Raw genomic sequence first — 19,802 nt, 5'->3', positions numbered from 1 at the left:
CATTTATGCAGGTGCCCCATGAGCGACCAGCAGTCCGACGCCAACCAGCCGCACCCCGACGACGATCATGAGCACGAAATCCTCGGCTCCGACAACAAGCGCCTCGCCCTGCCCGGCCAGAACCTGCCGGATCAGGTGTACATCATCCCGATCCACAACCGTCCGTTCTTCCCCGCGCAAGTGCTGCCGGTCATCGTCAATGAAGAGCCCTGGGCCGAAACGCTGGAGCTGGTCAGCAAGTCTGATCACCACTCGCTGGCGCTGTTTTTCATGGACACCCCGCCCGACGACCCCCGTCATTTCGACACCAAGGCGTTGCCGGAGTACGGCACGCTGGTCAAGGTGCACCACGCCAGCCGTGAAAACGGCAAGCTGCAGTTCGTCGCCCAGGGCCTGAGCCGTGTGCGCATCAAGACCTGGCTCAAGCACCATCGTCCGCCGTTTCTGGTGGAGGTCGAATACCCGCACCAGCCCAACGAGCCGACCGACGAGGTCAAGGCCTACGGCATGGCGCTGATCAACGCGATCAAGGAGCTGCTGCCGCTCAACCCGCTGTACAGCGAAGAGTTGAAGAACTACCTCAATCGCTTCAGCCCCAACGATCCTTCCCCGCTGACCGACTTCGCTGCGGCCCTGACCTCCGCCACGGGCGTCGAATTGCAGCAGGTGCTCGATTGCGTGCCCGTGCTCAAGCGCATGGAAAAAGTCCTGCCGATGCTGCGCAAGGAAGTCGAAGTCGCGCGCCTGCAGAAAGAAATCTCCGCGGAAGTGAACCGCAAGATCGGCGAGCACCAGCGTGAGTTCTTCCTCAAGGAACAGCTGAAGGTCATCCAGCAGGAACTGGGGCTGACCAAGGACGACCGCAGCGCTGACATCGAACAGTTCGAAGAGCGTCTGGTGGGCAAGACCCTGCCGCCCCAGGCGCGCAAGCGCATCGACGAAGAGATCAACAAGCTCTCGGTGCTGGAAACCGGTTCCCCGGAATACGCCGTCACGCGCAACTACCTGGACTGGGCAAGCTCGGTGCCATGGGGCGTGTTTGGTGACGACAAGCTCGACCTGAAACACGCGCGCAAGGTGCTCGATCAGCACCACGCCGGCCTTGATGACATCAAGAGCCGTATTCTCGAATTCCTCGCCGTCGGCGCCTACAAGGGTGAAATCTCCGGTTCCATCGTGCTGCTGGTCGGCCCGCCGGGCGTGGGTAAAACCAGCGTCGGCAAATCGATCGCAGAATCCCTGGGCCGGCCGTTCTACCGTTTCAGCGTTGGCGGCATGCGCGACGAGGCCGAGATCAAGGGCCATCGTCGCACCTACATCGGCGCCCAACCGGGCAAGCTGGTGCAGGCGCTGAAAGACGTGGAAGTGATGAACCCGGTGATCATGCTCGACGAGATCGACAAGATGGGCCAGAGCTTCCAGGGCGACCCGGCCTCGGCGCTGCTGGAAACACTGGACCCGGAGCAGAACGTCGAATTCCTCGACCACTACCTCGACCTGCGTCTGGACCTGTCGAAGGTGCTGTTCATCTGCACCGCGAACACCCTGGACTCGATCCCCGGCCCGCTGCTGGACCGGATGGAAGTGATTCGCCTATCCGGCTATATCACCGAAGAAAAGCTCGCCATCGCCAAGCGCCATCTGTGGCCCAAGCAACTGGCCAAGGCCGGCGTGTCGAAAAACAGCCTGATGATCAGTGACAGTGCGTTGCGCGCGGTGATTGAAGGCTATGCGCGGGAAGCCGGTGTGCGGCAGCTGGAAAAACAGCTGGGCAAGCTGGTGCGCAAGGCCGTGGTCAAGCTGCTGGACAACCCGGACACCGTGGTCAAGATCGGCCCGAAAGAGCTGGAAGCTTCGCTGGGCATGGCGGTGTTCCGCAACGAGCAAGTGTTGTCGGGCACCGGCGTGATTACCGGCCTGGCCTGGACCAGCATGGGTGGCGCGACACTGCCAATCGAAGCGACCCGCATCCATACGCTCAACCGCGGCTTCAAGCTCACCGGCCAGCTGGGCGACGTGATGAAGGAATCTGCCGAAATCGCCTACAGCTACGTCAGCTCCAATCTGGCGAAGTTTGGCGGCGACAAAACCTTCTTCGACGAAGCCTTCGTTCACCTTCACGTGCCGGAAGGTGCGACGCCGAAAGACGGGCCAAGTGCCGGTGTGACCATGGCCAGCGCGCTGCTGTCGCTGGCGCGTAACCAGGCGCCGAAAAAAGGCGTGGCGATGACCGGAGAACTGACCCTGACCGGGCACGTACTGCCGATTGGCGGCGTGCGGGAGAAGGTGATCGCGGCGCGGCGCCAGAAGATCTACGAGCTGATCCTCCCGGAAGCCAACCGTGGCAACTTCGAAGAACTGCCGGATTACCTGAAAGAAGGCATTACCGCGCACTTCGCCAAACGCTTTGCGGATGTGGCGAAGATATTGTTCTAAGCACTGACCTCGCCTCAACGTGTGGGGGCGCCACCCTGGCCGCCTTCACACGTCTTGTGCGGCCCACCTGATTAGCATCTCTCCCGTCTTCGGTTATGCTCCGCCCATGTTGCCTATGACCGGAGCCTTCATGACCGCTGCCCGCTTGCTCGTCCCGCTCAGCCTCACCCTGCTTGCCGCTTGCGCCCAGGCGCCAAAACAGATCGTCTCCCTGGACGATCAGCAAGACTGTCCCCTTTCTCTCAAAACCGGCCAGACCCTCATGCTGATGCTGCCCAGCAATCCCACGACCGGGCACCGCTGGCTGATGCAAAACCCTGCGCCGTCCATTCTGAGCAGCCTGGGGCCCGAGGTGTTCAATGCCTCCAAAGAAGTGGGTTTGGTCGGTGAAGGTGGTCAGTCAGTCTGGCGCTACCGAGCCGCCAATCCGGGCACGGGTCACCTGATGATGGTCTACCAACAACCCTGGGCGCCGGAAGTGTCGCCAGCGCGCACCTTCGACTGCGTCATTACGGTGAACTGATCGCCCGCTCATTCCACGGCCGCCCCCCCCGCAGGAACGTCCTTGCCGGCGAAGGGCTGATCAGTCGCTGAGCACTGGCATGAACCCCTGTCACTCGGCCAGTAATTGCGCAGCGTCGAAGCCCATGCGCAAGTTGCCCCAATGACGGCCTTCGAAGAAGAACGGCACGTCAATTTCGGTCATGATTTCGCCGGTGTCGCGCAGGTAGGTTTGCAGCAGGAAGCGCTGTTGGTTAGCGGCTGCGCGCAGGCCGATGGGGTCAGCGAACATGCGCTTGTTCCGGCACACCGGTAGGTCGATAGCTCGGTCGCCCGTAGGTTTTTTCGACACCCAGCTGTTGTTCACCGGGCAGTAACCCTTGCTGTCGACGATGAAGGTGACCTTTCCGCCCCGCGTGCCTTTGGTGAGCGCGTCGCACTCTTCCTGACAGATCTGCGCAAAGCGTTCGGTGTAGCTGGTCGTGTATTGCTTGGGATCAGTCCCGGGAATCAATTTGTAGTTCTGATCGAACAGGTTGACGCCCTCACGTTGCAGCGCCGCCAGACGCACCTGGAGCCGATCGCGGCAATGACTGGCGCGGGTAATGCCAGCGTCCAGCGCGCCATGCCCGAGAACAAACCGGCCCAGCAGCGCCTGGACCTTTTCCGCCACGCCCGACAGGTCTCGGGTGGCCGTGGCCGAATGCTGCATGCGCTGGTCGATGGACTGGCTGTCCGCATGAATCTGCGTGACGCGGTCGTTGATGCCGGTGTTGCTGTCGGCAAACTGCTGGATGTGCGAGGCGATGTCCTCAAGCTTCGTGTGAGTGGATTCGAAGTCGCCGATCATGCTCTCGAAATGCCCAGACGCGCGCTCGACCACTTTCTGGGTCTCCCGGGCACTGTGGCTGATCTGGGTGGTTTGCTCGTGGGTCGAGCTCACCTCCAGCAACATGGCGTCGATGTTCTGGGAAATGTCCTCGGTGGCGCGGCTGACGTTCTGGGCGAGGGTCCGGACTTCGTCGGCAACCACCGCGAAACCACGCCCGCTCTCCCCTGCACGCGCCGCTTCGATCGCCGCGTTGAGCGCCAGAAGATTGGTCTGGGAGGAGATTTGTTGAATCAATCCGACAATGGATTTGATGCTCGACGAACGTTGGTTCAGCGCCGAAACCAGGGTGCCGAACTCATTCAGGCTGCTGGAAATCTCACTGATGTTGCCGGTCACTTCCAGCAATTCGGTGTAGGAGTCGCGGGCCATGCTGAGGTTCTGCGCGGTGGTCCCGGAAATGCCCTGAGTCTGCCGGGACACTTCGGCAATCCGACCCACTGCGTCGTTGCTCTGCTCCATGACTTCCTTGGCGAAGCGCGCCTGATGGGTCGCGCTGTCGCTGGAATCGCTGATGTTTTTCAGCGAGCGCGCGGACTCCACGGCAATGTGCACGGTCAACGCCTGAACGCTGCTGATGATCTCCCGCTGTTTGGCCAGAAACCGGTTGCAGGTACTCGCCAGCACGCGAATTTCATCGTGGGTCAACAGCGGCAAGTCCTTGGACAGGTCGCCCTCGCCGTTGGCAATGCCTTCCAGCGCCAAGCTCATCTGGGTCACCGGCCGCACGATCAAGTGCCGGAAATACCAGACCATGAAGCTGACCAGACACAGGGTAAACAGCGTGCTGCCCAGAATGGCGTTGCTCAGCACATCGAGTTTCCCCTCGATCATGCTTAGCGTCTCCGCCGGCAACTGCGCGCTGCGCAACTGCAGAAGAATGTCCGCGCGCAGGCTCACGGCCACCCAGTACACCACGGCGCTCACCACCACGATCAGAAAAAGGCTCGACAGCTTCTTGGTCAAAGAATTGAAAAACTGCCTTTCGATGGACTCGTACAACGCCTTGAACGCATGCATGCCACGGTTCCCTGTGCCAGTAATGAAATGAGTTGCGAATTAAGGTGTTTCGACTGCCGGGGGGAAAGCTTTAACGCTGCGGGGGGAAGGCACCCGGTCATGGCCAGCGTTGCAGCCAACACCGACGAATGGAATAAATGACATTGATTCTCAATTGTAACTTGCCGATAATTGAGAACCATCACCATTTGTTACATTCGCCGGAGCGTTGCCCGCCATGCGTCACTCGATCCCCTTTTGCCCAAAGGCCCTTTCGTTAATCGCCCTGAGCGTGCTCAACACAGCGAATGCCGAAGAGACAGCGCTCAGCCTGCCGGCCACTGACGTGACGTCAACCGCCACCTACGGCGACACCGGCAACCCGCAGGGCTACCAGGGCAAACCCAGCAGCACCACCACCCGGCTGGACCTGACCAACCAGGAAACGCCCCAGGGTGTGACCAACATCAAACGCGAGCAAATGGATGACTTCAAGCTCAACAGCATCCGTGACGTGTTGACCAGCACCCCCGGCGTCAACGTGCAGAAAGTCGAAACAGACCGCACCTACTTCACCGCGCGCGGTTTCGACATCAACAACTTCCAGTATGACGGCACGGCCATGCCGATGACCAATGGGTTGCTGGTGGGCGATATCGACCTGGCGCCCTACGAACAGGTCGATATCGTTCACGGCGCCAACGGCTTGATGTCCGGGGCCGGCAACCCCTCGGCCACGGTCAACTTCATCCGCAAACGCCCGACTTACGATCCCCAGGCAAAGATCGACGTGACCGCCGGTTCCTGGGACAAACGCCGGGTGGACATCGACGTCTCCGGCCCCCTGACCGACTCGGGCAACGTGCGGGGGCGTGTCATCTACGCCAACGAAAACGGCAACTCATACCTTGATCGCTACTCCCGCGAGAAGAACATCTTCAGCGGTCTGCTGGCATTCGACCTGAGCGACAGCGACACGCTGACCCTTGGTTACGAGGACCAGAAAACCAACGCCAATGGCTCAAGCTGGGGCGCACTGCCGTTGGTCGATGGCAATGGCAACGCCATTCATTACAGCAGCACCCATTCCAATATTTCCCAGCCGTGGGTGCATTGGGACGTTCACACGCAACGTGCGTTTGCCGAGTGGGAGCACACCTTCGCCAACGACTGGAAGTCGAAGCTGACCGTCGCCGGCGCCGAGCACCGCGAAGACACCGAGATGTTCTACATGTACGGCGACAGCACTTCACCCACCGGTTACACCGGACTGGGCTCCAAGTACAAAGACAAGAACCTCGAACTCAGTGGCGATTACTCGCTGAGCGGCCCCTTCATGCTCGGCGGTCGGGAACATCAACTCACGCTGGGGGCGAACGCTGCACGCCAGCGCAATCGCGAATCCTCGCAGTACGGTGACGTCCTCAACTACTCGCCTGTGACCCTTGAAGATGCGCTGCATGGCTACCTGCCGCAGCCGAATTACGTCGCTGCGTTACCCGCTGCGACCTCGAACTACACCGATCGCCAGAAGAGCGTTTACGCCGGCGCGCGTTTCAGCCTGACCGACGATCTGCATGTGATCACCGGCGCCCGCATGCTCAGCGCGGACAGCAATGGCGACAACTACGACGCGGCGCGAGAGGTGCGCATTCACGGCAAAGTCACGCCGTATGCCGGTATCGTCTACGACCTGACCCCCGAATACGCGCTGTACGCCAGTTACACCGAAGTCTTTAATCCGCAGTATTACCTCGACGGCCAAGGCCGGGTGCTCGATCCGCTTGAAGGCAAAAGCTATGAAGCGGGCATCAAGGGCCAGTTGCTGGACAAGAAGCTCAACGTCAGCGCAGCGGTGTTCCATGCCAAGCAAGACAACGTGCCGGGCAGTTCGACCTATGACGCCAACCTGGGCGGCTATGTCTACGAGGCGATGTCCTACGACAGCAGCGGCCTGGAGCTGGAAGCGTCGGGCGAAGTGGCGCCGGGGCTGCAAGTCAACGGCGGGTACACCTACGTCTATATCACTGACAACAACGACAGCCGTGCGCGCAAGTTCATCCCGCGCCACGCCCTGACGTCGTCGATGACCTACCAGTTGCCAATGGCGCCGAAGGTCAAGGTCGGCGGCAGCCTGAGCTGGCAGAGCAAGACTCAGAACGACGACTCGCCGGCCGCCCGCCAGGACGCCTACGCGCTCATCGGGCTGATGACCCGCTACGACATCGATCAGCACTGGAGCACCCAGCTCAACCTCAACAACCTCACCAACGAGAAATACCAACAGAGCCTGCGCTACAACCAGAGCAACTTCGGCGATCCACGCAACTTCACCGCATCGGTGAGCTGGAGATACTGAGTTCACTGCTCGTGTATCGGCCGCGTGCGGGCAATCGGACGCGGCTTTTTTATGGGCGGACCAGACGTCAGCACACGAGCGATGAGATGAGGTTCCAGCCGAGGGACGGAATTGGCTAAAATGCCGCACTTTTCGCTTCGTACCCCGGAATCGCCGTGAGCCCAGAACCCGACCGCCTATTCGCCCAGCCGCTGCCCCAGGTGCCCGACTTCGCCTTCAACGAAGACGTGGTGCGGGTGTTCCCGGACATGATCAAGCGCTCGGTGCCGGGCTACCCGACCATCGTCGAAAACCTCGGCGTGCTCGCGGCGCAATTCGCCCAACCCCACAGCGTGCTCTATGACCTGGGTAGCTCATTGGGCGCCGTCACTCAGGCATTGCGTCGGCACGTGCGCACTGAAGATTGCCGAGTGATCGCCATCGACAACTCGTCGGCCATGGTCGAACGCTGCCGCGAATACCTCAACGCTCAGGACTCGATGTACCAGGAGCTGCTGCCGGTGGAGGTGATCGACGGTGATATCCTGAATCTCGAGTTTCAGCCCGCCTCGGTGGTCGCGCTGAACTTCACCCTGCAATTCATAGCGCCGGAACAACGCCTCGCTCTGCTGACGCGTATCCGCCAGTCGCTGCTGCCCGGCGGCGCGCTGATCGTGTCGGAGAAGCTGCGCTTTGATGACACCGAAGAGCACGCGCTGCTCACCGATCTGCACGTCGCCTTCAAACGCGCCAACGGTTACAGCGAGCTGGAGATTGCGCAGAAACGCAGCGCCATCGAAAACGTGATGAAAGCCGACAGCCTTGAGCAACACCGCGAACGCCTGCTGGCCGCCGGTTTCAGCAAAGTCGTGCCCTGGTTCCAGTGCCTTAATTTCGCCTCGTTGATTGCCCTGCCATGATTGATCTCGCTCCCCTGGTCCGCCGTCTGGCGGGCACGCCACTGTATGCCTGGGCCCAAGGCCTGCAGGCGCAACTCGACGCGAAGATGGAAAAGGGTCATGGCGACCTCGAACGCTGGCAAGGCGCGCTCAATGCCTTGCCAAACCTGACGCCAAGCCGCATCGAGCTGAAGAACGATTTCATCCTCGACGCCGACTGCGATGACGCCACCCGCGAGCAGACTCGCGCCGCGCTGATGGGCCTGTCGCCGTGGCGCAAAGGGCCCTTTGATGTGTTCGGCGTGCACGTCGACACCGAATGGCGCTCGGACTGGAAATGGTCGCGGGTGTCGCCGCACCTTGATCTGAAAGGCAAGCGCGTTCTGGACGTCGGCTGCGGCAACGGCTATTACCAGTGGCGCATGCTGGGCGCAGGCGCCGACAGCGTGATTGGCGTCGATCCCAACTGGCTGTTCTTTTGCCAGTTCCAGGCCATGCAGCGCTATCTGCCGGACCTGCCGGCGTGGCACCTGCCATTCACCCTGGAAGATCTGCCGGCGCGGCTCGAAGGATTCGACACGGTGTTTTCCATGGGCGTGCTCTATCACCGCAAATCGCCCATCGATCACCTTCTGGCGCTGAAGGACTGCCTGGTCAAAGGCGGAGAGCTGGTGCTGGAAACCATGGTGGTGGAAGGCGACGCGAATCAGGTGCTGGTGCCGGAAGACCGCTACTCGCAGATGCGCAACGTGTGGTTCCTGCCGTCAGTGCCCGCGCTGGAACTGTGGCTGCGCCGCGCGGGCTTTGTGGATGTGCGCTGCGTCGACGTCAGCACCACCACGGTGGAAGAACAACGCGGCACCGACTGGATGCGCTTTCAGTCGTTGAGCGACTTCCTCGATCCGGCGGACCACAGCAAAACCGTAGAAGGCCTGCCGGCGCCGCGGCGTGCGGTGATCGTGGGGCGCAAGCCGTAACCCGAAATATTCGCCGCAGCAAAATCCAATGTAGGAGCGCGCTTGCCCGCGATTGCATCTTGTCAGTGACTGAAAACTAACCTGATAAACCGCAATCGCGGGCAAGCGCGCTCCTACAAAGATCGCGTCAGGCCTTTGGAGCCGCCGCCAGAATCAACGCCTTCATCTCTGACACGGCCGACTTGAAGCCGACAAACAAAGCATGGGCCACCAGCGCGTGGCCGATGTTCAGCTCGTTGATGCCCTTGATCGCCGCGACGGCTTCAACGTTGTGATAGTGCAAACCATGGCCGGCGTTGACGATCAGGCCCTGGGCCAAACCGAAGGCGACACCATCGGCAATGCGCTTTAGCTCTTCGGCGATGGCCGCCGGGGTTTCAGCATCGGCATAACGGCCCGTGTGCAGCTCGATGGCCGGCGCGCCAACCCGGGCCGACGCTGCGATCTGGCGCTCATCGGCGTCGATGAACAACGAGACTTCGCTGCCGATGGCCGACAACCGCTCCACCGCCGCCTTGATGCGCGCTTCCTGACCGGCGACATCCAGCCCGCCCTCGGTGGTCAGCTCCTGACGGGTTTCCGGTACCAGGCAGATATGCGCAGGCCGAATGCGCTCGGCAAACGCCATCATCGCTTCGGTGACGCCCATCTCGAAGTTCATGCGCGTTTGCAGCACGTCTTTCAGCAGCAACACATCGCGCTCCTGAATGTGCCGACGGTCCTCCCGCAAATGCACGGTGATGCCGTCGGCGCCTGCTTCTTCAGCATCCAGCGCTGCCTTGACCGGATCGGGATAGCGCGTCCCGCGGGCCTGACGCAAGGTAGCAACGTGGTCGATGTTCACGCCGAGCAGAATGCGAGTGCTGTGGGTCACGGGGTTCTCCTGATTACTGTGGCGGTGCCAGCCAATGGGTGGCTGATTACGCACGCGAGGAAGGATTTTCTAGGTTTGCGCCGCCGGACGCTAGAGTTTGCGAAACAATTCACGGCTGACCAACGGGCGCCCGCCCAGATGCACGGCCAGGGCCTGGCGCATCAGACGCTTGGCCGCAGACAGCGCCCCCGGCGAACTCCAGTCTGCTTCAGACATCGCCTGTAATTCGGCGCCTTGGAACAATCCGGGCTGAAACAGATAAACCCGCTCAAGGCCGGCATCCACCTGAAGCCGGTACAGGCCATCACTGGCCAGTGGATCGCCGTTGACGTCCGCGTCCAGCGCAAAACCGTAACCGAGATCGTCCAGCAGCCGCCATTCGAACGAGCGCAGCAACGGTTCCAGCGCGCGCCCCTCGGCCAACGCCACAAGCGTCGCGGCGTAATGTTCGAACACGCCCGGGTGCGGGTCTTCGGCGGGCAGCAGGCGAATCAGTAGCTCATTAAGATAAAGACCGCTGAACAGCGCCTCGCCTTCCAGCCACGTGGCGACGCCAGCGCCTTCCATTCGCCCCACATTCTTCAACTCGCCCCGCCCGCGAAACTCGACTTCCAGCGGCACAAACGGCCGCGCCATCGTCCCCGCCTTCCCCCGCGCGCTGCGCAACACCGCACGCAAGCGACCCTGCGGGGTAATGAAGTCGACCAGCGCGCTGTTTTCGCGGTACGCACGGCTGTGCAGCACATAGGCGAGCTGACCGACGGGAGGGGTTTGTGACATGGCTATCTCGATGGAAGAACGCGGTCGGACGGGCAATCTTAAACGACTGTGGGAGTGAGGTTACTCACGAAAACCCGGCTCCATCCGCTGGATAGTCAGCGGCTGAAGTACCGTCTTCGTGAGCAAGCTCACTCCCACAAGGTTGGATCTGCTGCGCGGCAGTGTGGGATTTCCCCACAGAGCAGCGGTGTCGATCGGCGTCTTACAAGTCGCCGTAACCCAGCGAACGCAACGCGCGCTCGTCATCAGACCAGCCGCCTTTGACCTTGACCCATAGGTTGAGCATGACCTTGGAGTCGAACAGCACTTCCATGTCGCGGCGCGCATCCGAGCCGATGCGCTTGATGCGCTCGCCCTTGTCGCCAATGATGATTTTCTTCTGCCCGTCGCGCTCGACCAGAATCAGCGCGTGTATGTGCAGCGTCTTGCCTTGCTGTTTGAATTGTTCGATCTCGACAGTGATCTGATACGGCAGCTCTGCGCCGAGCTGACGCATGATCTTCTCGCGCACCAGTTCCGCTGCGAGAAAACGGCTGCTGCGGTCGGTGATCTGATCTTCCGGGAAGAAATGCTCATTCTCCGGCAGATGATCGGCGATGACCTTTTCCAGTGCTTCCAGGTTATGCCCCTGCTGCGCCGAGATCGGGATGATCTGGGCGTTCGGCAGTTGCTCCTGCAGCCAGGACAGATGCGGCATCAGCGCGCTCTTGTCTTCGATGCGGTCAGTCTTGTTCAAGGCCACGATCAACGGGCCGGTCACGTACTGCACGCGCTCGAGGACCATCTGGTCTTCTTCGGTCCACTTGGTGCGATCGACCACGAAGATCACCACGTCGACGTCTTTCAACGCTGCCGAAGCGGTCTTGTTCATGTAACGGTTAAGCGCTTTGTCGCTGTTTTTGTGCATGCCGGGCGTATCGACGTAAACCGCCTGTACGGCGCCTTCAGTCTTGATCCCGAGCATGTTGTGCCGGGTCGTCTGCGGCTTGCGCGACGTGATCGCCAGTTTCTGGCCGAGGATGTGGTTCAGCAGTGTCGACTTGCCCACGTTTGGCCGGCCAACAATGGCAACATAGCCACAGCGTGTTGCAGGTGAATCAGTCATTGCCATTCTCCACACCCAGGGCGATAAGGGCTGCGGCCGCTGCTACCTGTTCGGCGATGCGACGGCTGACACCTTGTCCCCGGCTTTTTTCATTCAATAAAGAGATCTCGCATTCGACGAAAAAGATTCGGCAATGCGGCTCGCCCTGGATGTCCACCACTTCATAGCGCGGCAGGTCACAGGCGCGTGACTGAAGGAATTCCTGCAGCCGTGTTTTCGGGTCTTTGTTGGTATCGACCAGCGTCAGGGTTTCGAACTCGCTGGCCAGCCAGGCCAGCACGCGATCCCTTGCCATGTCCATGCCGGCGTCGAGGTAGATCGCACCGATCAGGGCTTCCAGCGCGTCGGCCAGAATCGACTCACGGCGAAAGCCGCCGCTCTTCAGCTCACCCGAGCCCAGGCGCAGGTACTCACCCAGATCAAAACCACGGGCCAGCAGCGCGAGGGTCTCGCCTTTCACGAGGCGGGCACGCAGGCGGGACAACTGACCTTCGCGCGCCTGCGGGAAACGCTCGAACAGCGCTTCGCCGGCGACGAAGTTGAGAATGGCATCACCGAGGAATTCCAGACGCTCGTTGTTGCGTCCGGCAAAGCTGCGGTGGGTCAGGGCCAGGATCATCAGTTCCTGATCCTTGAAGGTATAGCCGAGCTGACGCTCCAGGCGACTTAATGAAACGCTCACGGTTTACCCACGCTGAATTCGTGGTCGAACTTGACCACCAGATCGATGTTCTGGATCAGTGGTTCACGTTTTTCATACTTCAAATGGGCGAGGAACCTGTTGTTCTCCGTCGTCACAGTTAACGCCTTGTTCAAATCCAAATCCCGAATGTTATTAACCAGCATGCCTTTGGCCACGTAGGCGTTAAGGTCACCGGCGTTGGTGATGTCTGCCGTGCGATCAGTGCCGGCACTTTCGATGATTTTCTTCATCGACAGGTAGTCCATGTAGTGCGGCACGATCTTGGCGGCAGCACTTCCGACAAAGGCCAGAATCGCCAGCAACACCAGCCAGCCGATGAACGACAGGCCTTTTTGCGGACCGGCAGACGTCATGGTTGCTTTCAAGAGTAGCCCTTCCCTGTCACCTGCGAGATCGGCCACGCAACATGGCCCTGAATGACATACGGCGCTGCCAGTGGCAGCGCCGCATCGATTACTTGATCAGACCGACTCGCGAGAAGTTCGGAAAGTGGCTGAGCTTGGGTTCAGGCCAGCTCATCCAGACCGCGAAGGCCTTGCCGACGATGTTCTTGTCGGGGACCATGCCCAGCTCGTCCTTGGGAATATTGGGGTCATCCCAGTAACGGCTGTCGTTCGAGTTGTCGCGGTTGTCGCCCATCATGAAGTAGTGGGCGGCCGGAACGGTCCATTCATGGTCGGGCGGCGCGCGGTAGCGGCTCATCTCCTGACGGATCTGGTGTTCCACCTCGCCCAGCTTCTCGTTATAGAGTTCTGCGCTACCCAGCGTGCCCGGCTCCGAACCGATCAGCTGCTTGGCCACCAACTGACCGTTGATGAACAACTGCTTGTCGTTGGTGTAGCGGATCACATCCCCCGGCAGGCCGACGACGCGCTTGATGTAGTTGACGTTAGGGTCGCTTGGGTAGCGGAACACCATCACGTCGCCACGCTGCGGGTCGCCGACCGGGATGACCTTGAGGTCGATCACTGGCAGGCGGATGCCGTACGAGAACTTGTTCACGAGGATGAAGTCGCCCACGTCCAGCGTCGGCTTCATCGAACCCGACGGGATCTGGAACGGCTCGACCAGAAACGAGCGCAGCACCAGAACGATGAACAACACCGGAAAGAACGACTTGCCGTATTCGACGAGAAACGGCTCCTTGTTCAACCGCTCCACGACCGCGACATCAGGCTGGCTCACGCTGCCTTGATAGTTCGCAATCGCGTTGCGGCGACGCGGCGCCAATATGACCAGATCGAACAGGGCCAGCAAACCGCAGACAAACACGGCAACGACCAGCAACAGCGGGAAATTTAGTGACATAGGGCCTGACTATTCCAACCTGAGCACTGCAAGGAAGGCTTCCTGTGGAATTTCCACGTTGCCGACCTGCTTCATGCGTTTCTTACCGGCCTTCTGCTTCTCGAGCAGCTTGCGCTTACGGCTGACGTCGCCGCCGTAACATTTGGCCAGTACGTTCTTTCTGAGCGCCTTGACGGTTGTGCGCGCGATAATCTGGCCGCCAATCGCAGCCTGGATTGCCACGTCGAACATCTGACGAGGAATCAGTTCTTTCATCTTTTCAGTCAACGCGCGGCCTTTGTAGGCTGCGTTGTCACGGTGCACGATCAGCGCCAGAGCGTCGACCTTGTCACCGTTGATCATCACATCCAGACGAACCAGATTGGCCGACTGATAACGATCGAAATGGTAGTCCAGCGAGGCATAGCCACGGCTGGTCGACTTCAGACGGTCGAAGAAGTCCAGAACCACTTCGTTCATCGGCAAATCATAGGTCACTTGCACCTGCGTACCGAGGAACAGCATGTCGTGCTGAATGCCACGCTTCTCGATACACAGCGTAATGACGTTGCCCAGGTGCTCTTGAGGCACAAGAATGTTCGCCCGCACGATCGGCTCACGCATGTCCTCGATCGTGGACAGGTCTGGCAATTTCGACGGGTTGTCGACGTAAATGGTTTCACCGGTCTTTAACAGTAACTCGAAGATTACCGTCGGTGCGGTGGTGATCAGGTCCAGGTCGTACTCGCGCTCGAGGCGCTCCTGGATGATCTCCATGTGCAGCATGCCGAGGAAGCCGCAGCGGAACCCGAACCCCAGCGCGTCGGAGCTTTCCGGCAGATATTGCAGAGACGAGTCATTCAGCGTCAGCTTCTGCAGCGCGTCGCGGAAATCCTCGAAGTCATCGGAGCTGACGGGGAACAGACCGGCGTAGACCTGCGGCTGGATCCGCTTGAAGCCGGGCAGCACCGGAACGTCCGGCGTAGTGCTCAGGGTCAGGGTGTCGCCCACGGGCGCGCCGTGAATATCCTTGATGCCGGCAATGATGAAGCCCACTTCACCGGCTTTCAGATCGGCGGTGGCACTGTGCTTGGGATTGAACACGCCTACGCTGTCGACCAAGTGCATCTTGCCGGTCGACTTGACCAGGATTTTGTCGCCCTTCTTGACGCGGCCATGACGCACACGCACCAGGGAAACAACGCCCAGGTAGTTGTCGAACCATGAGTCGATGATCAGCGCTTGCAGCGGGTCTTCGATGTTGCCGGTCGGCGCGGGAATGGTGTGGACCAGACGCTCAAGCACTTCGTCGACACCCAAGCCGGTCTTGGCACTACAGACCACGGCGTCGGTGGCATCAATGCCGATGATCTTTTCGATTTCTTCCTTGACCCGGTCCGGATCGGCCTGGGGCAGGTCAATCTTGTTCAGGACCGGCATGACTTCCAGGCCCTGTTCGATCGCGGTGTAGCAGTTGGCAACGGACTGGGCTTCGACGCCCTGACCGGCATCGACCACCAGCAGCGCGCCTTCACACGCCGCCAGCGAACGGCTGACTTCGTAGGTGAAGTCGACGTGGCCCGGGGTGTCAATGAAGTTGAGCTGGTAGGTGATGCCGTCCTTCGCCTTGTAATAAAGGGTGACGCTGTGGGCTTTGATCGTAATCCCGCGCTCACGCTCCAGGTCCATGGAATCAAGGACCTGAGCTTCCATTTCGCGCTCGGTCAGGCCGCCGCACATCTGGATGAACCGGTCAGCCAGCGTCGACTTGCCATGGTCAATGTGGGCGATGATGGAGAAATTGCGGATATGACTCAAATCACTCACGGATCAACACTCGAAAAAGGTCGCAGGCAGACTGCCCGCCAAAAATAGCCGGGAATTGTACCTGAAGGAACGATCAGGCGTCACGTTCACGCGCAGAGCCTGCGCGCCATGCCCTTCGGGCCACAAAAAAAGGAGCGGTTAAACCGCCCCTTTTTTTATTCCCGACGGGTTATTCCGCCAGCTTGAACGTGATGAACGTCGCACGGCCCTGACGCAGCACGCGCATGGAGACAGAGCGATTCTTCGGCAGGTCCTTGGCCACTTCGGTGAACTGCTTCGACGAAGTGATCGCCTGATTGTTCAGGTGAGTGATGACGTCACCCGCCTGCAAGCCGATCAGCGAAGCCGGACCGTCCTGGACTTCCTTGATGACGACGCCGCCCTTGAGATCCAGCGACTTCATCTGCTCGGCGGTCAGATCGACGACCGAAACGCCCAGACGGTTGCTGCTGCGCTCGACACCGGTGTCGGCTGCGCCCATCTCTTCGCCTTCGGCCGGCAAGGCACCCACGGTCACGGTGAGCTTCTGACGCTTACCATCACGAATCACTTCAAGCTCGGCCTTGCTGCCGTCCTTCAGATTGCCGATCAGGTGAGGCAGGTCTGCGGACATAACGATCGGGGTGCCATTGGCGCTCAGAATCACGTCGCCAACCTGCAGACCGCCTTTGGCGGCGGGGCCATCTTCAAGCACTTGAGCCACCAGCGCACCGGCCGGTTTGTCCAGACCGAAGGATTCGGCCAGGTCTTTGTTCACTTCCTGGATCACAACCCCCAGCCAGCCACGGTTGACCTTGCCGCTGGCCTTGAGCTGGTTGGCAACGTCCATCGCCACGTCGATCGGAATTGCGAACGACAGGCCCATGAAGCCACCGGAACGGGTGAAGATCTGCGAGTTGATCCCCACCACTTCGCCCGCCATGTTGAACAGCGGACCGCCCGAGTTACCCGGGTTGATCGCAACGTCGGTCTGGATGAACGGCACATAAGTGTCATTCGGCAGGCTGCGGCCCTTGGCGCTGACGATGCCTTTGGTGACCGAGTGATCGAAGCCGAATGGCGAACCGATCGCCAGCACCCACTCACCCACTTTCAGCTTGTCGGAGTTACCCAGCTTGACGGTTGGAAGGTCCTTACCATCGATTTTCAGAACCGCCACGTCGGTCCGTGGATCGGTGCCGATCAGTTTGGCTTTCATCTCACTGCGATCTGAAAGACGCACAAGGATTTCGTCGGCACCGTCAATCACGTGGTTGTTGGTCAGGATGAAACCGTCCGCGGAAATGATGAAGCCCGAGCCGAGTGACTGCGCCTCACGCTGGCGATCACCCTTGCCGCCTCCTGGCGCACGGGAGCCTGGCGGCGTGCTGCGCTCGAGGAATTCGCGCAGCATCGGTGGCAGGCCTTCCAGATCAGGCATCTGACCCTGGGCAACCGAGCGGTCCGGCAGCTTCTGCCGCGTACTGATGTTGACGACTGCGGGGGAAGCCTGCTCCACCAGAGAGGTGAAGTCCGGCAAGGCTTCGGCCTGAGCGGTGACGACCTGTCCGAGCATCAGCACAGCGGCCATCCAGGCCAGGTAAGGTTTCAAGCGTGGTATCGACATATGGCTCCCGTTTACAACGAGCATGGTTAAGCGGTACGAGCCCGCAGGCTCGCGAAGCATCTGTGCGTCGCGACTTCCCGCGACACCTGTATCTGCTCCAGTTTCCTGGACCCTGAAACAACAAAGGCCACAGCTGTGAAGCTGTGACCTATAGAAAAAAACACATCCGATTGCAACCGACAAAGCGCACTAAACATTTCAGCAGTACCAGTGAAGCCCATATCTAAAGGCTTGTGAACGTGAAACGACCAAATGAAACCTTTTTCATCGTGGCCATCACCGGTGCGCAGAATCAGTTTTTGCTCGTAGCCGCAGCATCGTCCCGCATGGACAACGCAATGCGCTCGGCCGTCCCGATCGGAATCTCGCCCACCACCGTCACCATGGCATCACCCTTCTGCGTGGTTACGCGACGGGAAACAGCAACGGTCGGGCCCAGCTGAGTACGAATATCAGTCACGGCCGCACCGCTGACCGGCTCGACGAATACCGAGAATCGAGCCAGGCCATCGTCATACATCAGGCTCGTCACCAGACTCTTGGAATCCGGGTCATTGCGGGCCGCAGCGCTGCTCAAGTCGAAACCCGGCGGCAGCCACTCGGACCGCCACGCGACCTTTTGCTTGGGCGAATCAGTATCTGCTTTGACCACTTCGACCGGCTTGCAGTCAGCACCGGTGGCGAGCATCTGATCAGTCAGCGACTGCGAGGTATTGAGGTCAGTGAACTGAAAACGCTCGAGCAACTGGCCCTTGTCGCTGAGCAACAACGACTTCAGGGGCAAGCCGGTTTCACTGTCGAGGTGCAGTTCAATGCCGTAACGGTGCTGATCCCGGGGAGTCAGCGTCACGACATTGGCGAGACGTCCAGCAACACGCGACGTGCCTGCCGATTTGATGTCGTACCAGGATGACAACCTGGCAGCATCGAACGCTCGGGCCGGAGAGTCAGGAACGCTGGATACCCCTTCTTCGAGGGTACCGCTAACGCATTGGGTTACCCCATTGACACGCAGCACTTCCTGAGGAGAGCCATCCAGTTGCAGAAGATGCTCACGAACCTTGCCGTCGGCGACCCGCTGCCAGATTCGGTGAGTGGAGAAACTGCCGTTACGCTCGTAAACGAATGTGCCGGTGTAGCTTTGCTGCTGCTCAGCCTGCGCAAGACGTTTCAGCTGGTCTTGCGCGTCATCGGCATGAGCGGGAAGGACCAGCCATCCACCCAGCAGAAGCGGCAGTAGAGGGATGGCGCGCATGATCCTCCTTAACGGTTTTCCAGGCTTGCAGCGCGAGCGTACGGCAGAGCGCCTTCAGCGCCTTTCATAGCCGCTTGCTGAGCATGTTGACGCAAGTAACCTGGCAGACGCTGGTCATGCCAGCCGGCCTGGTTCTGCAGCACACCGCTTGCCATCGGACCCGGGGACTGTTCGCCCTCGGTGTAGCCCGCCAATACTGCCGGCCCTTTGGCCTGCGGCATTGCGACGTTGCTCGGCTGGGATTGCTGGGCCAATTGCGCCCCTGCAATTTCGTCCTGATTGTACATACGTACACCGGCCAGCACGGCAACCGTTACCGAGGCGGCTACGGCCAGACGGCCCAAGGTGCGCCAAGGACCGCGGCCGGCCTTCAGCGGGCTGACTTCATCAGCGATCCCGGCAGCAACCGCGGCCGAAATATCCAAATGAGGCATCAGTAATTCTTTATGCATCGCTGCACGGGCAACCTGATAACGGGACCAGGTGGCTCGTGTGTCCGCATCTTCAATAGCGCTAAGCACGCGACGCAGTTCCAATTCGTCCGCTTCGTTATCCATCACCGCGGACAGCGATTCCTGCAGGGCTTCACGACTCATGGCGGTTCCTCTCTTGTGGCTATCGCCGCTGTCTCAGGTTTCCTGCAACAGAGGTTGCAAGGCTTTGTCGATGGCTTCCCGAGCGCGGAAAATGCGAGAGCGCACGGTACCAACGGGACATTGCATGACGCTGGCAATGTCTTCGTAACTCAGACCGTCGAACTCACGCAAAGTTAAAGCTGTACGCAAATCTTCTGGCAATAGCTGGATGGTTCGGTGGACGGTGCCCTCGATCTCATCCCGCAGCAATGCCCGCTCTGGCGACTCGATATCCTTGAGGCCGTGATCGCCGTCATAGAACTCCGCGTCTTCCGATCTGACATCGCTATCCGGCGGCCGCCGACCTCGCGACACCAGATAGTTCTTCGCCGTGTTAATGGCGATACGGTACAGCCACGTATAAAACGCACTGTCACCGCGGAAGTTACCAAGTGCGCGATAGGCTTTGATGAACGCCTCTTGCGCAACGTCCTGGGCTTCGTGGGTGTCGTGAACGAATCTCACGATCAACCCAAGAATCTTGTGCTGATATTTCACCACTAGCAGATCAAAGGCTCGCTTGTCGCCGCGCTGTACGCGTTCAACCAGCTGCTGATCTTCTTCCTGGGTTAGCATGAACACTCCTCATAAAGCTTAAAGGAGCATCGCATCGGCTCTTTCGCAGGCTTGCAAACATAGACTCGGGCTTTAAGCAAAAGTTCTCCCCCCTTCAAGCAAGTTTCCGGCGAGC

At 60.0% G+C, this 19,802-nt stretch carries 17 protein-coding genes; 5 read left to right on the top strand and 12 right to left on the bottom strand.

What is annotated here, in order from left to right:
- Nucleotides 1–18: 18 nt before the first annotated feature.
- Nucleotides 19–2,436 carry an endopeptidase La gene (lon, locus tag AC07RO_RS02040; RefSeq protein ID WP_282366187.1) on the top strand — a complete coding sequence of 806 codons (2,418 nt, stop codon included), beginning with the start codon at nt 19–21 and terminating at the stop codon, nt 2,434–2,436.
- Nucleotides 2,437–2,566: 130 nt separating this feature from the next.
- Nucleotides 2,567–2,959, top strand: coding sequence for a protease inhibitor I42 family protein (locus tag AC07RO_RS02035; protein WP_495085155.1), 393 nt, complete (start codon nt 2,567–2,569; stop codon nt 2,957–2,959).
- A gap of 90 nt (nt 2,960–3,049) precedes the next feature.
- Here AC07RO_RS02035 and AC07RO_RS02030 read toward each other — a convergent pair whose 3' ends face one another.
- Nucleotides 3,050–4,846, bottom strand: a complete 1,797-nt coding sequence (locus AC07RO_RS02030; RefSeq protein ID WP_423572235.1) for a methyl-accepting chemotaxis protein — start codon at nt 4,844–4,846, stop codon at nt 3,050–3,052.
- Nucleotides 4,847–5,063: 217 nt separating this feature from the next.
- Between AC07RO_RS02030 and AC07RO_RS02025 the strand changes: the two genes are divergently transcribed.
- The 3 genes from AC07RO_RS02025 (at nt 5,064) to cmoB (ending at nt 9,039) form a co-directional block, all read left to right on the top strand.
- On the top strand, nt 5,064–7,184 hold the full coding sequence (locus AC07RO_RS02025) for a TonB-dependent siderophore receptor (RefSeq protein WP_495085154.1): 2,121 nt from the start codon (nt 5,064–5,066) through the stop codon (nt 7,182–7,184).
- 155 nt (nt 7,185–7,339) lie between these two features.
- Nucleotides 7,340–8,083, top strand: coding sequence for a carboxy-S-adenosyl-L-methionine synthase CmoA (gene cmoA / locus AC07RO_RS02020; RefSeq protein WP_495085153.1), 744 nt, complete (start codon nt 7,340–7,342; stop codon nt 8,081–8,083).
- The gene (gene cmoB, locus AC07RO_RS02015) at nt 8,080–9,039 is read left to right on the top strand and encodes a tRNA 5-methoxyuridine(34)/uridine 5-oxyacetic acid(34) synthase CmoB (RefSeq protein ID WP_495085152.1); all 960 of its coding nucleotides are present in this window, start codon (nt 8,080–8,082) and stop codon (nt 9,037–9,039) included. Before cmoA ends, cmoB begins: the two co-directional genes overlap by 4 nt.
- A gap of 127 nt (nt 9,040–9,166) precedes the next feature.
- On the opposite strand, the gene pdxJ is transcribed toward cmoB, so the two are convergent.
- From pdxJ to rpoE, 11 genes are all read right to left on the bottom strand, one after another.
- Entirely contained in the window at nt 9,167–9,913 is a 747-nt protein-coding gene (pdxJ, locus tag AC07RO_RS02010) for a pyridoxine 5'-phosphate synthase (RefSeq protein WP_346627466.1), read from the bottom strand.
- 90 nt (nt 9,914–10,003) lie between these two features.
- Nucleotides 10,004–10,693: a DNA repair protein RecO gene (gene recO, locus AC07RO_RS02005; RefSeq protein WP_282366177.1), complete on the bottom strand. Its 690-nt coding sequence runs from the start codon at nt 10,691–10,693 to the stop codon at nt 10,004–10,006.
- Between the two features lie 202 nt (nt 10,694–10,895).
- The gene (gene era / locus AC07RO_RS02000) at nt 10,896–11,798 is read right to left on the bottom strand and encodes a GTPase Era (RefSeq protein WP_074888856.1); all 903 of its coding nucleotides are present in this window, start codon (nt 11,796–11,798) and stop codon (nt 10,896–10,898) included.
- Nucleotides 11,791–12,480 (bottom strand): ribonuclease III, encoded by a 690-nt coding sequence (gene rnc / locus AC07RO_RS01995; protein WP_037014347.1) that lies wholly within the window; start codon nt 12,478–12,480, stop codon nt 11,791–11,793. The genes era and rnc overlap by 8 nt, the downstream gene beginning before the upstream one ends.
- Nucleotides 12,477–12,854, bottom strand: a complete 378-nt coding sequence (locus AC07RO_RS01990; RefSeq protein WP_192171633.1) for a DUF4845 domain-containing protein — start codon at nt 12,852–12,854, stop codon at nt 12,477–12,479. The genes rnc and AC07RO_RS01990 overlap by 4 nt, the downstream gene beginning before the upstream one ends.
- Nucleotides 12,855–12,954: 100 nt before the next feature.
- Nucleotides 12,955–13,809, bottom strand: a complete 855-nt coding sequence (lepB, locus tag AC07RO_RS01985; protein ID WP_192171634.1) for a signal peptidase I — start codon at nt 13,807–13,809, stop codon at nt 12,955–12,957.
- Between the two features lie 9 nt (nt 13,810–13,818).
- A complete protein-coding gene (gene lepA / locus AC07RO_RS01980; RefSeq protein WP_065992448.1) occupies nt 13,819–15,615 on the bottom strand; it encodes a translation elongation factor 4 in 1,797 nt (598 codons plus the stop codon).
- A gap of 169 nt (nt 15,616–15,784) precedes the next feature.
- Nucleotides 15,785–17,221 (bottom strand): DegQ family serine endoprotease, encoded by a 1,437-nt coding sequence (locus AC07RO_RS01975; protein ID WP_495085151.1) that lies wholly within the window; start codon nt 17,219–17,221, stop codon nt 15,785–15,787.
- Between the two features lie 292 nt (nt 17,222–17,513).
- A complete protein-coding gene (locus tag AC07RO_RS01970; RefSeq protein ID WP_495085150.1) occupies nt 17,514–18,476 on the bottom strand; it encodes a MucB/RseB C-terminal domain-containing protein in 963 nt (320 codons plus the stop codon).
- 8 nt (nt 18,477–18,484) lie between these two features.
- Nucleotides 18,485–19,072, bottom strand: a complete 588-nt coding sequence (locus AC07RO_RS01965) for a sigma-E factor negative regulatory protein (RefSeq protein ID WP_495085149.1) — start codon at nt 19,070–19,072, stop codon at nt 18,485–18,487.
- Between the two features lie 33 nt (nt 19,073–19,105).
- Nucleotides 19,106–19,687: an RNA polymerase sigma factor RpoE/AlgU gene (rpoE, locus tag AC07RO_RS01960; protein WP_037014368.1), complete on the bottom strand. Its 582-nt coding sequence runs from the start codon at nt 19,685–19,687 to the stop codon at nt 19,106–19,108.
- Nucleotides 19,688–19,802: the final 115 nt, after the last annotated feature.

Source organism: Pseudomonas sp. GW821-FHT07F05, from assembly GCF_059418765.1.
The sequence above is the reverse complement of the archived record's forward strand: the minus strand, read 5'-3'. Positions and strand labels throughout refer to the sequence as shown.

What these genes read in the sequence shown, in the direction of transcription:
- AC07RO_RS01970 (WP_495085150.1), bottom strand. Translation starts at nt 18,476, where the DNA reads ATGCGCGCCATCCCTCTACTGCCGCTTCTGCTGGGTGGATGGCTGGTC.
- era (WP_074888856.1), bottom strand. Translation starts at nt 11,798, where the DNA reads ATGACTGATTCACCTGCAACACGCTGTGGCTATGTTGCCATTGTTGGC.
- recO (WP_282366177.1), bottom strand. Translation starts at nt 10,693, where the DNA reads ATGTCACAAACCCCTCCCGTCGGTCAGCTCGCCTATGTGCTGCACAGC.
- lepB (WP_192171634.1), bottom strand. Translation starts at nt 13,809, where the DNA reads ATGTCACTAAATTTCCCGCTGTTGCTGGTCGTTGCCGTGTTTGTCTGC.
- lon (WP_282366187.1), top strand. Translation starts at nt 19, where the DNA reads ATGAGCGACCAGCAGTCCGACGCCAACCAGCCGCACCCCGACGACGAT.
- AC07RO_RS01990 (WP_192171633.1), bottom strand. Translation starts at nt 12,854, where the DNA reads ATGACGTCTGCCGGTCCGCAAAAAGGCCTGTCGTTCATCGGCTGGCTG.
- AC07RO_RS01975 (WP_495085151.1), bottom strand. Translation starts at nt 17,221, where the DNA reads ATGTCGATACCACGCTTGAAACCTTACCTGGCCTGGATGGCCGCTGTG.
- AC07RO_RS02025 (WP_495085154.1), top strand. Translation starts at nt 5,064, where the DNA reads ATGCGTCACTCGATCCCCTTTTGCCCAAAGGCCCTTTCGTTAATCGCC.
- cmoB (WP_495085152.1), top strand. Translation starts at nt 8,080, where the DNA reads ATGATTGATCTCGCTCCCCTGGTCCGCCGTCTGGCGGGCACGCCACTG.
- AC07RO_RS01965 (WP_495085149.1), bottom strand. Translation starts at nt 19,072, where the DNA reads ATGAGTCGTGAAGCCCTGCAGGAATCGCTGTCCGCGGTGATGGATAAC.
- rpoE (WP_037014368.1), bottom strand. Translation starts at nt 19,687, where the DNA reads ATGCTAACCCAGGAAGAAGATCAGCAGCTGGTTGAACGCGTACAGCGC.
- AC07RO_RS02035 (WP_495085155.1), top strand. Translation starts at nt 2,567, where the DNA reads ATGACCGCTGCCCGCTTGCTCGTCCCGCTCAGCCTCACCCTGCTTGCC.
- AC07RO_RS02030 (WP_423572235.1), bottom strand. Translation starts at nt 4,846, where the DNA reads ATGCATGCGTTCAAGGCGTTGTACGAGTCCATCGAAAGGCAGTTTTTC.